The organism is Ningiella algicola, assembly GCF_028401415.2.
In the GTDB taxonomy this organism is placed as follows: domain Bacteria; phylum Pseudomonadota; class Gammaproteobacteria; order Enterobacterales; family Alteromonadaceae; genus Glaciecola.
The window spans coordinates 843,007-857,684 of record NZ_CP171821.2 but is presented as its reverse complement, the minus strand read 5'-3'; the positions used below and the strand labels follow the sequence as shown (position 1 = coordinate 857,684).

General features: G+C 44.2%; 13 protein-coding genes. 7 read left to right on the top strand and 6 right to left on the bottom strand.

The window, feature by feature from the left end; all coding sequences use genetic code 11:
• Positions 1-343: 343 nt before the first annotated feature.
• The 3 genes from PN836_RS03815 to PN836_RS03805 all read left to right on the top strand — a co-directional run bounded on the left by PN836_RS03815 (position 344) and on the right by PN836_RS03805 (position 4,303).
• Positions 344-1,873, top strand: coding sequence for a fumarate hydratase (locus PN836_RS03815; RefSeq protein WP_395343693.1), 1,530 nt, complete (start codon positions 344-346; stop codon positions 1,871-1,873).
• On the top strand, positions 1,874-3,598 hold the full coding sequence (rmuC, locus tag PN836_RS03810) for a DNA recombination protein RmuC (RefSeq protein ID WP_395343690.1): 1,725 nt from the start codon (positions 1,874-1,876) through the stop codon (positions 3,596-3,598). It begins immediately after the preceding gene.
• Positions 3,599-3,994: 396 nt separating this feature from the next.
• The gene (locus PN836_RS03805) at positions 3,995-4,303 is read left to right on the top strand and encodes an isoamylase early set domain-containing protein (protein ID WP_395343688.1); all 309 of its coding nucleotides are present in this window, start codon (positions 3,995-3,997) and stop codon (positions 4,301-4,303) included.
• A gap of 204 nt (positions 4,304-4,507) precedes the next feature.
• Here PN836_RS03805 and PN836_RS03800 read toward each other — a convergent pair whose 3' ends face one another.
• The 5 genes from PN836_RS03800 to PN836_RS03780 all read right to left on the bottom strand — a co-directional run bounded on the left by PN836_RS03800 (position 4,508) and on the right by PN836_RS03780 (position 10,434).
• Positions 4,508-6,799 (bottom strand): sulfatase, encoded by a 2,292-nt coding sequence (locus tag PN836_RS03800; protein ID WP_395343686.1) that lies wholly within the window; start codon positions 6,797-6,799, stop codon positions 4,508-4,510.
• A 10-nt stretch (positions 6,800-6,809) separates the two neighbouring features.
• Entirely contained in the window at positions 6,810-7,760 is a 951-nt protein-coding gene (locus PN836_RS03795) for a sugar phosphate isomerase/epimerase family protein (protein WP_395343684.1), read from the bottom strand.
• Between the two features lie 106 nt (positions 7,761-7,866).
• On the bottom strand, positions 7,867-8,979 hold the full coding sequence (locus tag PN836_RS03790) for a hypothetical protein (protein ID WP_395343682.1): 1,113 nt from the start codon (positions 8,977-8,979) through the stop codon (positions 7,867-7,869).
• A gap of 39 nt (positions 8,980-9,018) precedes the next feature.
• Positions 9,019-9,468, bottom strand: a complete 450-nt coding sequence (locus PN836_RS03785; protein ID WP_395343680.1) for an OsmC family protein — start codon at positions 9,466-9,468, stop codon at positions 9,019-9,021.
• A gap of 12 nt (positions 9,469-9,480) precedes the next feature.
• Positions 9,481-10,434, bottom strand: a complete 954-nt coding sequence (locus tag PN836_RS03780; protein WP_395343677.1) for a S1 RNA-binding domain-containing protein — start codon at positions 10,432-10,434, stop codon at positions 9,481-9,483.
• 49 nt (positions 10,435-10,483) lie between these two features.
• Here PN836_RS03780 and PN836_RS03775 point away from each other — a divergent pair, with 49 nt between their 5' ends.
• The 4 genes from PN836_RS03775 to PN836_RS03760 are packed head-to-tail and all read left to right on the top strand — an operon-like array spanning position 10,484 to position 14,113.
• Positions 10,484-11,215, top strand: coding sequence for a 5-oxoprolinase subunit PxpA (locus PN836_RS03775; protein WP_395343674.1), 732 nt, complete (start codon positions 10,484-10,486; stop codon positions 11,213-11,215).
• A 36-nt stretch (positions 11,216-11,251) separates the two neighbouring features.
• Positions 11,252-12,145 (top strand): 5-oxoprolinase subunit B family protein, encoded by an 894-nt coding sequence (locus PN836_RS03770; RefSeq protein ID WP_395343671.1) that lies wholly within the window; start codon positions 11,252-11,254, stop codon positions 12,143-12,145.
• Position 12,146: 1 nt separating this feature from the next.
• The gene (locus PN836_RS03765) at positions 12,147-13,247 is read left to right on the top strand and encodes a biotin-dependent carboxyltransferase family protein (protein WP_395343668.1); all 1,101 of its coding nucleotides are present in this window, start codon (positions 12,147-12,149) and stop codon (positions 13,245-13,247) included.
• Positions 13,244-14,113 (top strand): aminotransferase class IV, encoded by an 870-nt coding sequence (locus tag PN836_RS03760; RefSeq protein ID WP_395343666.1) that lies wholly within the window; start codon positions 13,244-13,246, stop codon positions 14,111-14,113. Before PN836_RS03765 ends, PN836_RS03760 begins: the two co-directional genes overlap by 4 nt.
• Here PN836_RS03760 and fur read toward each other — a convergent pair.
• The gene (gene fur / locus PN836_RS03755; protein ID WP_395343664.1) at positions 14,105-14,533 is read right to left on the bottom strand and encodes a ferric iron uptake transcriptional regulator; all 429 of its coding nucleotides are present in this window, start codon (positions 14,531-14,533) and stop codon (positions 14,105-14,107) included. The genes PN836_RS03760 and fur overlap by 9 nt on opposite strands.
• Between the last annotated feature and the right edge of the window lie 145 nt (positions 14,534-14,678).

The following is a 14,678-nucleotide window of genomic DNA, read 5'->3' as shown; positions in this document are numbered from 1 at the left end:
TGTCGTTCAATGGATATGCTGGGGCTGAGAAATGCTTGGTTACATTGCTAATAGATAGGCTGTCGGGCGATCTCTTCGTTTTCTCCCGGTGCTCAAACTCATGTTTTGTCTTCATTTATGTATTTTTGATAAAACCTCAGAAGTTAGAATGTTGACAATTAAGATGTCTTTGGGGCTAGGTGCACAGAGCATGTCTTTAAGTCTGTACTTCTAGCACAATGATTATACATGCTTATTCATGGTATTGTTTAAACTGAAAACGCACATTGATATTGGTCTCAAGTGAAATTGACGCTAGTATTGACAACCACACGCCTAATGCATTCAGAATTTTGAGGAAGCCATGACCACTATTCGTCAACAAGACTTTATAGACAGCATTGAAGATGCGCTACAGTTTATTTCTTACTATCATCCGCTTGATTATATTCAGGCGGTGGAAGCGGCGTATCATAAGGAGAAAAGTCAGGCGGCAAAAGATGCAATGGCGCAAATATTAATCAATTCACGGATGTCAGCAGAAGGCAAACGTCCCATTTGCCAAGATACCGGTATTGTCACCTGTTTCGTTAAAATTGGTATGCAGGTGAATTGGGACAAAACCGATATGACAGTGCAGGAAATGGTCGATGAAGGGACAAGGCGTGCATACCTCAACCCAGACAACCCTTTGCGAGCATCAATTGTGTCAGACCCTGCTGGTGCGCGCAAAAACACAAAAGACAATACGCCTGCGGTCGTCCATATCGATATGGTGACAGGCAATCAAATTGAAGTAATGATTGCAGCGAAAGGTGGCGGCTCAGAAAATAAATCGAAAATGGTTATGCTCAATCCTAGCGACGACATCGCAGAATGGGTCGTGAAAACCTTACCTACGATGGGGGCAGGCTGGTGTCCACCAGGCATGCTTGGCATCGGCATTGGCGGAACGGCCGAAAAAGCGGCGGTACTTGCTAAAGAGAGCTTGATGGACCCTGTTGATATGCCAGAGCTAATTGAGCGAGGACCAGAAACCACTGATGAAAAGCTTCGCGTTGATATTTTTAATAAAGTGAATGCACTTGGTATTGGCGCCCAAGGCTTGGGCGGTCTTACAACAGTGGTGGATATTAAGATTAAGTCTGTGCCTACGCATGCCGCATCAAAACCGGTAGCAATGATCCCCAACTGCGCTGCTACGCGCCATGCGCATTTTTATCTTGACGGAAGCGGTCCTGCAAACCTAGAACAACCTAAGCTCGAAGATTGGCCAGAAATTACCTGGGAGGTCAGCGAAAATACTCGCCGAGTAAACTTAAATGAAGTGACAAAAGAAGATGTTGCCAGCTGGAAAGTTGGCGAAACTGTATTGCTTACAGGCAAAATGCTCACAGGCCGAGATGCGGCGCATAAACGTCTGCAAACCATGTTCGAAAATGGCGAAGGGCTGCCAGAGGGTGTAGACCTTAATGGTAAGTTTATTTATTACGTGGGTCCGGTGGACGCCGTTGGAGACGAGGCGGTGGGTCCCGCAGGTCCTACTACTGCCACACGCATGGATAAATTTACCGACATGATGCTTGAAAAAACCGGCATTTTGGGCACTATCGGCAAAGCCGAACGTGGCCCTGCTACGGTTAAAAGTATTGCAAAACATAAATCTGTTTATTTGATGGCGGTTGGTGGCGCAGCTTATTTAGTGTCTAAAGCGATTAAGCATGCAAAAGTAGTCGCGTTTGAAGACTTAGGAATGGAAGCTATTTACGAGTTTGACGTTGAAGATATGCCCGTAACGGTAGCGGTCGACAGTAGCGGTGCCAATGCCCATGAAACTGGGCCTGCCATCTGGAAAGCGAATATTGCCGAGCTAGATGAGGCGCTGTCAAAATAAATGGAGCCAGATAGCCCTGATATTATTCAAACAAGCAATACATCCGTTGTGACGCTATGGGAGCTTATTGTATCAACCCCCATATATCTGGTGTGCGCCAGCGTAGTAGCTTGTTTGCTCGTGTTTGTGCTGATTTTTATGATGGCGAGAAAACGCTATCATCAGACGATGCAAGTTCAAGCAAGCTTGCTTAATGATAAGGAGCAGTCGCTTTTTCGCTTAGAGCAGAGTATGACCAGTCAGTTTGAGCATCAAGAGCGTTTGCATGAACAGCAAATAAAACAGCTGGAATTGTCCTTAAATGATACTCGAAATGAGCTCAAAAATGCACAAGAGAAGTTTCAAGGGCAGTTAAGCCAGTATCAAAATAAGCTATTTGATAACGAGCGGCTGCTGGGCGAATCAAAACAACAGAGCGAACAGCTCAAAGAACTTCAGTCGCGCTACAGCCAGCTCAGAAATCAATACGATGAGCTACAGGCCAACTACAGCCAAACCCAAACGCGTTACGAAGCATCTCAAGCAAGTATTGCTCAAGAGCGAAAAAGTTTTGAAGAAAAACTTGAGCTTCTAGAAAATGCTGAAGCTAAACTTAACACACAGTTTGAAAACCTTGCGAATAAGATATTTGAACAAAAATCGGAGAAATTTACTAAAACCAGCGAAGCGGGTATTACACAAATGCTTAACCCTCTTAAGCAGCAAATTGATGATTTTAAACGTCAAGTTAATGAACAATATACACGAGAAGGCCAAGAGCGTGCTTCGCTTAAAACCGAAATACTAGGCTTAAAAGAACTCAATAAGCAGATTACCGAAGAAGCGGCAGCGCTTACAAACGCGCTTAAAGGCGACAATAAACAGCAGGGCAATTGGGGCGAGCTAGTACTTGAGCGCATATTGAGTGAGTCAGGCTTACGTAAAGGGCACGAATACGAAATTCAAAAAAGCGTGAGTAACGAAGAGGGCAAGCGTTATCAACCCGATGTGATCATACATTTACCTAACGACAAAGACATTGTCATCGATTCTAAAGTGTCACTAGTGGCGCATGAGCGTGTGGTTAATGCAGAAGATAAAGACGATAGAGCGCGCGCTTTAAAAGAACATGTCGCGTCAATCAAGGCGCATATAAAAGGCTTAAGTAAAAAAGACTATCAGGATTTAGAAGGCGTGACATCGCTTGACTATGTGCTGATGTTTATTCCCATTGAGGCTGCATTTATGAATGCGGTTGAGCAAGAGCCGGAGCTGATAAAACGTGCGCTTGATAATCAGATCATGTTGGTTAGCCCAACCAACTTACTCGTTGCGCTTCGCACTATCAACAATATTTGGGCTTACGAAAACCAAAACCAGAACGCCAAGATTATTGCTGATAAAGCGGCCAAAATGTACGATAAATTTAGCAATTTTATTCTTGATATGGAGAAGATTGGAAAAAGCATTGGCAGTGTTCAAGGCCATTACGAAAGTGCAATGAATAAGCTGCAAAGTGGGCGTGGGAATCTTATTAAGCAAACTGAGGACTTTAAATCACTCGGCGTAAGCCCAACCAAGCAAATCGACAAAAAGTACCTTGACGATGAGCATGAAGCGCAGGACGAATTGCCTGAGCAATTAACTGATCAAATAGAAAAGGATGACAAGCCTAAGACAATAGAAAAAGACACCACCAAGGCATCGACTAGAAAAACCAAACGCATAGCTTCAAACGAAGGTTAGTAGTCAGGTTCTAAATATTTCGATGCTACAGAATGGATTGGAAGCTCGCGGTTAAGTTTGCGAAACTACTAATCTAGAAACCGTAAACAGTCGTAATTTTAAAATAACGGTAATCTATGACGTTCAGTAAAACACGAATTGGCTCAAACGTAATTTTGAGCGCACGGGTTTTACTTAGAAGTATCATTGAAGAGACCAAAGAATACTATCTAGAAGTATTTGAATTCTTGGCACAACACTAGTTGCAAATTACTCATTGCTATCTTCATAATCGATTCAGAACCTGATGAATACGTTTTCATTTTTGTAATTTAATTACATATTTCTTGGCAGGTGTTTAATAATTGCTCTATAATTAATCAATAAATGTAATTTAATTACTCTATGGAGCGTAACATGATCGTTAAGAAGCAATACTTAAAGTCTAAACCTGTTTGTAAAGTTACTTTCAAACTATCAAAAGAAGAAGCAAAAAACGCTGAAAAAGTCTGTTTAGTGGGTGATTTCAATAAATGGGATCTTTCAGCAAGCCCAATGAAGCGCCTCAAAAACGGCTCATTTTCATCTACGCTTGAGTTATCTAAGGACAACGAATATCAATTCCGTTACTTACTCGATGATAAAGAATGGGAAAATGACTGGAATGCAGATGCCTACGTGCCGTCACCTGTATCGTTTGATGAAAATTCAGTGGTTGCGGTTTAAGCACTTGCGGAACAATTTATTTATATAAAAGGTCTTGAAAAGAAAATCTGCTAAGCAAGGCCCTTTGTATTTTAAATTCTATTTTCATTCATCACCCTTCCAAAAAGTGGAGTGGGTGACAAAAGTCAAACCTGTGCCAAAGAACAACCTGCTCTTACGTTAAATTATGGTCGATGTTCATAAACAATCAGCACGTACTCAAGACTAAATCAATTTGAGGCTTTGTTTGCGATCCGAGAACGCTGCCCGAAGTCCTACAGAGACAGCACAAACAAGCAGCCAAAAGAGAGAATCTGAACCACCACTTTCTTCTGATGGCGAATCCGGCGCTTGTGCTAGTACATCTACCGTAATGGATTCGGAAATACTGAATATACCGTCGCTAAGATCCGCACTTAGCGTTAATGATGTGCCTGAAAAATCGCTCGGTATACTCACTTCTACTTCGTCTAAGTTGGTACTAAGCCTTATAGCATCGGTGCTGATTTGTTCACTACTCACGCTTAAGTCTAGATAGTCTTTATTGTTGTCGATAGCGTTGATTGAGAAGCGTGCTACTGCACCTTTTGCCGCAAATGCAGAGGCTAATTGAATGCGTAAAGTCGGTGCGGTGGGCACAGGCTCAAGCAATATACCAGCTTGCTTTTCAATTTTCTGAGTTCCATTTTCAACAATAAAAGCAATTCCTATGAACTGTGGCGTAGTTACTTGCGGGGCGACAAACTCCAGAGCCTCACCGTTATCTTTGATTTCCACGCTCGGTCCCATAAACTGTGCAAACCGGAAATTGTTTGTTAACGGGCTTACCTGTTCTTGAACGATCTGGTAATTAACACTGCCAGTCTCGCCTGCGGTCAGGCCTTGTTTCGAAACACTCAGTACTAATGACAAACCTTCAACTTTATCTTGGGGAAGTCGATAGTTTTCTTGTGGTTTGCCGATAATGCCGTAATTGAACGCACCTTCGCGGTATCGTGAATTGGCAGCGGGTGAAATCGCTTTTGCGTCTAAAAGATGGTCATCAATAAGGCGATCCAGTTTTTGTAGACGAGCTGACTCAATATTGGCAAGATTGGTAAGCTCGGATGGGTCATTCGATAAATCAAATAAATGGTAGTAGTGCTGACCAATTAGCCCGTCAAGCTCGACTGATTCCTCTCCCGTCAAACCGTAATGGAAGCTACGAATAAGCTTCCAATTTTCATAAATGACTGACATTGAAGGTGGCATCCAATCGGGGACTCTAGGTTGACTCGGGTAGTAGATAAAAATCGGGTGAGGCTGCAGTGTTTCTCCCTTAAGCGCAGGACGAATGTCCCTTCCGTCAACAATATGCGAACTGGGCCATTCAATCCCTAAACCGCTTAGTAAAGTAGGGAAGAAGTCGGCGCTTTGTATTGGGGTCTCACTTAATGTGTTTGGTTGAGTTAAACCTGGCCAAATGATTGCCGTGGGAACCTGAATGCCGCCATTGAAGTTAGTCGCTTTACCCGCCCGTAGAGGGAAGTTACTGGTCGCTCTGTTGGCATTGGTGCCTTCGTTAATCAAATCGTAGACATTGCCGCCGTTGTCGGAGCTAAAAATAATGATGGTGTTTTCGGCAACGCCTGCGTCTTTCAAGCCTTGCCATAAGATGCCAATGGCGTCATCAAAGTGCTTTAGCATCGCAGCATAGGTGGCACTTCGTTGACTGTGCAGTTCGTTTGTTTTATCACGAAACTGGTTGACTAGCAGTGGGTCTGCATCAAAAGGAGTGTGCACTGAAAAGGGCCAGAAATTAAGAAAAAAAGCGCCGTCGTTTTTCACCTGATTGACCCAATTTACGGCTTCACTGGCGAGACGCACATCGATGTGCTCGCCGTTTTGTTGCGGCTGCAGGTTGCGTGCAAATTGCCAAGGCGCTAAATATCCACCGTCTGGGCCTGCTCCGTGATAGTTTGGAATATCGACGTCAAAACCGTGTTCAAGGGGGCTGAAAGGTGCTTTTCCAAGGTGCCATTTACCAAAATGCGCTGTTTGGTAGTTAGCATCTTTCAATATGGAAGATAAGGTTGCAAAGCGAGTATCTAAGCGGTTTGCAGGTCGTGGCATAACAGATTTTCTATCGGGACTAGTTTGATTTTCTACGCTAGGAGTCAGAATAACTTCATTCAGGTGATGCCAAGGCCTAAACGAACCATGTCGAGCGGCTGTTTGGCCAGTCAAAACAGATGCGCGAGTAGGGGAGCATACAGGGCTATTGCTAAAGGCATTTCGAAAAATCATGCCTTGTGAGGCTAGCTCCTTAAGATTAGGTGTATCAATCAAGCTATTGTCTTGAAGGAGCTCAGTATCATTCCAACCCAGGTCATCAGCCAGAATGATTACCACATTTCTGGGTTGACTGGCGAGAGCTTGTCCTGTTGAAAGTGTATAACAAACTAATAAAATAAGTGCGACTGTCCACCCCTTAGATTGAGTGAGAAGCAGTCGCAAGAGTTTCAGGTAGATCATCATTTTATACAGGCTACCAAACGCGTTTGAGTAAATCGCGTGTCTTCTTAATACCCTCAACAGGCGAACCTTGATGGCCTTCAAACTCTACGCTGTGATAACCGCTAAAATTATTCTCTTGGGCAATGCGTACCATTCGTTCGACGTCTATCGTGGTTTCATTTCCTTGATCATCAAATGCGTAGGTTTTTACACTGACGCTGTCGGTAAAAGGCATTAGCTTAGTTACACCCTCGTAACGGTCGTAAACTTGTTCAGTTTGCCATAGCTCGGTTTCGGACCATTTAAAATTGTCGTAGTCCAAAAAGACTTTAAGCGCATCATGATTGGCTTCTTGCATCAGCTGAACAAGCCAGTCGGCATTACTTGAAATACCGCCGTGGTTTTCTACAAGCAAAATCAAACCATTCGCTTTTGCGTAATCTGCAAGTGTGGTGCAGCTTTCAAGTGACTGCGCTAGTTGCTGATCCCAATTGCCAATGCCATGTGCGTTTACGCGCACCGACGCACATCCAATTTTTGCCGCAATATCTATCCACTTTTTGTGGTTCTCTACTGCAAGCAGCCTTTGCGCCTTGTCGTTATGCCCCAAATAGCCCTCTTGATCCAGCATGAGATTGTTACGCGTAATGCCACTATCTTCGCAGCGCTGCTTCAGTTCTGCCCAATAATCGTCATTGCTGACCTGGTCGAAGTAGAAGGTATTAACAAAATCCACCGCATCAATGTTAAAGGTTTTTTGCACATACTCAGGAAACATCATGGGCGAGAGTTCACCTTGTAATACTTTGGCTGGGTCAGTTTTAAGCCATGCTTGCCATTGTTCGTAATTATCATTGAAAGTAGAGCCAAACTGGGCACTTTGAAGCGCCCATTGTGCAAGCGATAGTTTGAGTTCGGGCTTTGCAGCAGCGTCAGTATCGCTTCTTGAACAAGCCCCAAGCGCCAGTGCAACGCCGCTCATTAGCATCGTCTTATTAAAACTGCGTCTAGTATAATGATTAGTGCGAGACGTTTTAGTGCAAGTTTTGTTTACTATTTTGATATTTGTATCAAACATATGAAAAGTCCTATTGGCCTTGATTGATTCGTTGATATTCTTCATTGCTAATGTCAAACACATACATCAAAGCGTGTTTTGCTTGTTCTTGCATAGGGTCGTCTGTGTTAACGGCAATGTTCATTAACTCATTTTTTAAGTCTGCGCTTTTTGGAATGACGCCAGTATGAATGTTGTCTAAAATGCTGTAGCGCACATCTATGTCGTTGTTTCTACTTATCATTGTTCTTGCGAGGTTTTCACGCTGCTGGGACGAACTAAATCGCAAAACATTGCTCAAAATAGCACTCTTGCCCTCACTTGGCGCTTCATCAAGCATGGTGTTTAAGCCGCTCAGAATCTGCTGGCGTTCAGTGTTATTTACTTGGAAGGGCATGACTAAATCCAGCGCGTGCAGTTTAGTATAGGTATCAGCATCTGAATATAGCGCAAGCCCCACCAATGCGTTGAGTATTTCGGGGTCGTCGGAGCTTTGATAAGTGCTCGATACAAGATGTAAAAATTGTTGTTGCGATGCTTGGTCGCTGCGCTGTGCTAGTTGCAAGGCCGTGTTTTGCATAGCCGTTTGCCCCACGCCGTCTGTTAACCCTTGAACAATCGAAGTGATGTAGTGAAAGTCGCGAGACTCAAACTCTAGTGTCATCATGTAAGTAAGCAAAGTATTAAGTTGCTCTGGGGAGTCAGCGAGTGCTGTTCTAAACTGGTCAATCATTTGCGAGAAAAGCGCGTAACCTTCATCCGTGGTAGGCTCTGCTTGGGTCATTAGCTCGTTGAACATTGCGACAATATCATTTGTGTTTTGCCATTGATATTCATCAAATTCAAAAACTGCATCCATGTCATCATTGACGTCGTCAAGCTGTGGCTCGCTTTGATCATTATTCGTGTCGACGTTTGATGGGGGGCTCTTTGCAAGCTCGTCACTTGAGGGAGCAGCCAACCATGGATGTGTAAATGGGAGTTGTGTGTCGCCAGCTGAAGCATCCTGATTTTTGTGCTGTGATAAAGCCAACGATGTAAGCGAATGCTCAAGCTTAGCTTCAGAAAAGCCAAAGCGATAGCCTAGGAAGAACGCAAGGCCAATCAAAGCAGCGACAAGAAGAAGTATTCTAAATTTGATCAACAATATCCTCCTACTTGCCTATTAGCCATAGTGCGTTGACTAATTTTCTTTAATCTCATAGCTGGTCGTAATATCAACTTTCGAATTGATCATTAGCATCACCGAACAGTACTTTTCGCATGAAAGCTGAACCGCTCTGGCAAGCTGTTTCTCTTTAATATTTGTGCCTGTAACTAAATAGTGCGCATGTATCTGCGTGAAGACTTTTGGCGCATCATCTGCCCGTTTGGCCTCAAGCTGACAAACGCAAGCTTCAATCCCTTGACGGGCTTTGCGCATGATTTCTACTACGTCTACCGAAGAACATGCGCCTACTGACATTAAGACAGCTTGCATTGGAGAAAGTGCAGCCTCCCTTTGTGTTGTTTGTCCATCACTCGCCGCCGATGGCGCTCCTGAGCCGTCAAAGGTCATGCTTTGACCGCTGTCCATCACTGCATCGAACATAAGTCCATCAGATGACGCTCTCCAATTCACACTTGCTTTCATTTATTTTCCTGTTTAAAGCAGTTTTACGAAGTCTCTGGTAATGACTATCTTTTTTGATTTATACAATTGGCCCAAAGCTTTTTTATAAGCGCCTTTACTTACATTGAATCGCGTTTGTATATCTTGCGGGTCGCTTTTGTCGGTTAGACTAGATAAGCCACCGTGTGCGGCTAAGTCGTCTAAGATTTCTTGCGTAAGTGATTGGCGCTGCATTTTATCATGGCGCTGTAACGCGCAATCAATTTTACCATCGTCTCTAATTTTACTGATAAAGCCCGAATGAATTTCACCGATTCTCAGCGTTTTAAATAAATCACTTTGATACAGCAAGCCAGCATAGCGTTGGTCGATAATGACTTTAAAGCCAAGGGGCGTTTTCGCATAAACCAGCAGCTCTACCGATTTTTTATAGTCCCAAGAAGACGGGGCGCTGTTTAGAAACTGCTCAATTTTACTTGTTGCATACAAGCGCTTTTGCTTCGGTTCGTGAACTAAGCGCACTACAGCATCCAGCCCCTCAGAAAGGGCGCTGTGTATATGCTGTTTTGGTGCATACAAGTCGCGGGAAAGCCCCCAGTCAAAGAATGCGCCTGCTGAACTAATTCCTTTAACCTTGAGCGATTTAAACTCACCGAAATTTATTAAGGCGGGTGTTACACTCGCTAGCACTTGGTTTTTAGCGTCCTGGTGACCTGAGTAATAAAGGTAAACATCAATTTTATCACCCACCTGTGGTGCTTGCTTTTGTTGTGATGTGCTTAACTCACTAATGGGGAGAATCGCTTGGACATCATCAATTTCTGCGGTTGATAGGCCAGATTTTCCTTGCGTCCATGGGTTGTTGGCTTCACTACTGAGGGCAGGTATGTTCGATGGGGCTGCCTCAAGCGTGCACCCAATGGGACTGATGTCTTTTACGATTAAGGTGTTGATTTTTCCGATAGATAGCATATGGTTTCGAAGCATGTGGCTCAATATTTTTAGTATATCAATAACTTGAACGGGAAGTATGCACTTGATTAGGCTTAATGCGGATTTAGGAGAGAGTTATGGACGCTGGCAATCGAATTCTGACGCTGACATTATGCCGTTTATCGACCAGGCAAACGTTGCCTGCGGCTTCCATGCAGGTGACCCCAAAGTGCTGCAAGATACCATTGGACTAGTCAAAACGCATCAAGTGGATTTGGGAGCACATCCCTCATACCCTGACTTGCAGGGCTTCGGTAGACGAAGTATGCGCATTCCTGCCCAAGAGCTTATTCCGCTGATCCATGCACAAATTGCGGTATTGGAGGGCATGGCAAAATGCCAGGGGCTAGCGCTGAAATACGTGAAACCTCATGGCGCCCTGTACAATGACATGATGCAGCATGCGCAAGTATTCGAGGATGTAATTTGTGCGCTACAGCAGTACCACACCACTTATCCGCTCATGATTCAGGCTTTAGCGAATAACGATTTTCATTTTTCCCTTGCACAAAAATACGGTGTTACGCTTATATTGGAGGCCTTTGCAGATAGGCGCTACTCCCAAAGCGGCTATTTATTGTCACGAGACCAAAGCGGTGCCGTTCTAAATGCCGATGAAGCCCTTGAGCAAGCAAAGATGTTGATTCGCCAGCAACAAGTCATTGCTCATGGGGGCAAAGCCATTCCCATAAATGCACAGAGTCTTTGCGTGCATGGCGATAGCCCAAGTGCGCTTGAAATGGTGGTAAAGATCAGGGCGCTTCTGAGACCCTAGATACCAAGGCCAAGCGCAAAGAGAGTATTTAAAACCATGCATACAGATCTTATTCATTCTTCTTTTATTGGCATCCAGCTGGATGCTAATACTACGCTGCAGTGGGTAAGTGAATCTAGTTGCCTTATTCAGGTAAATGAAATCTCGCTAGATGAGGCGAATGAACGTATTTCATTATGGGCGAATAGTCTTGCATCAGACAAACCTCATTGGTTAAACGACTATGTGCCCTCATACACCAGTTTGTTGGTGACCTATGACTGTTTGAAGGTGGATGTATATGCGCTTGAGCGTTATTTCAAAAACAGTTATCAACAGATTGCAAGCACCGCAGAGTGTTTGCACGATACAGCAAGCGAACAGAAGCAAAGTGAAAGTTTAGGTGCTTCTAAACAATTTACAGCTGAGCGAATGCCAAATAAGACAGTTCACAAAACACATATTGTTCCTGTGTGCTATGAGCCTATAAGCAAAGATGCGCACCTGCCATATAAGAATAATTGTGACTATGAGAACGATATTCAAGCCATAAGTCAGCGCTTAACGCTAAGTGCACAAGAGATTATTCATTTGCACAGCGCCAGTGTATATCGTATTTATGCCGTTGGCTTTTTACCTAATTTTGCTTATATGGGACAAATTCCACAACAGCTTGAGCTTATGCGGCGTGCATCGCCAAGAAAGCGAGTTGGGCCCGGAGCGGTGGCCATTGCTGATCGGCAAACTGCTATATATCCGCAGGTTTCGCCAGGTGGCTGGCATATTCTTGGCTATTGCCCTTTGAATTTGGCCGGCGGAGCGAGCTTGCGCTTTCGCACAGGTGACTGGGTGCAGTTTCGCGTGATTGGGGTGAGGGAATTTTACGATATTGCAAATGAGGTAGTGCAAGAAACTCAAGGTGATGCCAAGTCTAGCATCACAGGTGGCTGATATGAGTGAGAGTTCGCAGACGCAGAAGATGTCTCAAAATCAGCATTTTGTGACGATTACTAAGGTGGACTTTTATGCACAGCTGGTGGATAGCGGTAGAAAGCATTGTGCGCATTTAGGCTATACCTCTTCAGGTGCAATGGACTGGATGGCTTATGAGTTCGCCAATGTCCTTGTGGGAAATGACGCGGGTACGCCCGCTATTGAAATCTGTCTAGGCAATGCCAGTTTTTACTTTGTTCGAGACACGGTTGTCGCAATTAGCGGAGCACCCGCTAAATGCAGCTTACAAGCGCATGATAATCGCATTCGAAACTCAGGCAACGAGATTGAGCAAAACAAAGCAGTCGTTATCCCCAAAGGATACACCTTACAAATACAAAACGTTGGACAAAACCATCAGCAGGGCACTCGCGTGTACTTGGCAGTGCTAGGCGGATATGACGCACCGCGTTTGTTTTCCAGCGTTGCCAATGTCAAAAGAGAGGGTAGCGGAGGCTTGCATCGTGATGGTCGCGCTCTAATAGCTGGCGATAAGTTAATGCGCGCAGCGCTCGAACCATGCGAACTGAAGCCAGTAAATGCTAAAGATAGCCGTATTAATAGAAGTATTGCGCGAGATTTATCGAGCAATTATAAAAGTACAATCGATACCAATGTGAGTTTGCAGTTTGTTCCAGGCTATCAGTGGTATGATTTCGAGCCGTCTGAACGGCATAAAATACTTCAGTCACAATTTACGACAAGCCCTCACAACGATCGAATGGGCGTTCGCCTTAGTGGCCCTTGTATACATCCGCGTCAGCGCAGCCTTTATTCGCAAGGTTTGTGCAACGGTGCCATTCAATGCGCAGGTGATGGACAGTTGATTGTGATGTTGAACGACAGACAAACCATTGGTGGATATCCAGTAATGGGTGCTTTATGCGCCTTTTCTCGTGCACGCTTGTCTCAATTTAAGAGCGGTCAAACCCTTTCTTTTAGCATGGTTGACGTGCACCAAATATCTGCCAATATGGCGATATATCAACGTAAGCTAGAGCAGATTAGACAGATGGCTCGCTCTACTCAAAATGCAATCAAAAAGGGGCATGTGACATGACGCAGGTTTACTTAAACGGAGAGTTTGTGTCGCAAGAAGACGCGAAAATATCGCCAATGGATCGAGGTTTTCTTTTTGGTGACGGTATTTATGAAGTCATTCCATGCTATTGGCAAGCATCGGAACCTAAAACAGTCGGTTTGTCGCTACATTTGAAAAGAATGAACAATGGTTTGGAAGAAACAGGCATTAAATACCAGGCAGACGAAAAGCAGTGGGCGGAGATCATCAATCATTTAGCCCAGCAGCTACCAGAGTCCGATGTGGGAATTTATATTCACGTAAGCCGCGGCACCGATGTAAAGCGCTTCCACGCATACCCTGATAATGTTGAGCCTACCGTTTTCGCTTACGCATTCGCTATCCCGCCGTCTCAGCCTCTTGATCGAGACATCGCCAAAACCTATACCGTTAGTACGGCTCAAGATTTACGTTGGCAGCGCTGTCACATCAAGTCCACTTCATTGCTTGGTAATGTGATGCATTTTCAGCAAGGTCAAGACGCTGGAAAAGATGAAATGATTTTGTTCGATAAGAACGGCTACATCACAGAAGCGGCAGCATGCAATGTGTTTGTCATCAAAGACCGCGTTATTTATACACCGCCCGTAGATAATCATTTGCTCCCTGGCGTCACCAGAGGGATTATTATTGAAAGTTTAAAAAGGGCTGGAGGTTTCGATGTGCGAGAGCAAGGTGTTCCTATCTCTATGTTAGAAAGTTGCGACGAGGTCTGGATAACATCTTCTAGTAAAGAAATTGGTCCAGTTGTGGCCATAGATGATCGCATATTAGGGGATGGCAAACCGGGCGAGCTGTGGCTAAACGCACAGCGCGCGTATAATGACTTTAAGTTTTTAGTCTAAATCTTCTTCGCAATTCCCATCGTTACACTCGCCGTATAAATAAAGGCTATGGTGAGTCAGTTTCATATTATTGGCTTTGGCGACGTCTTCTTGACGTTGTTCAATGACGTCATCTTCGAATTCCACCACTTTGCCACATTTTAAGCATACCAGATGGTCGTGATGGGCTTTGTGGCTTATCTCAAATACGGATTTACCACCTTCAAAATGGTGGCGATTTAGAATGCCTGCATCGTCAAACTGATTCAGCACTCTGTAGACCGTTGCCAGCCCGATCTCTTCGCCCATGTCGATGAGCAATTTATAGACTTCTTCCGCGCTAATATGCTGATTGTTAGGCTGCTGTAAAATTTCCAAGATTTTCAATCGAGGGAGCGTTACTTTTAAACCCGCTTTTTTTAATTCTTTATTTTGGTCCATATGCTTCCTAAGAACACTGCTATGCAATTCATTATAAGTAAGAATTTAAGATTTGACAGCTAAAGGCGAACTATAGCACAAGAATTATGGTTTTTATGATGTTTCGAAGTAGGTTGTTTGATTCTGTTAGGGAAACTTAAACCTA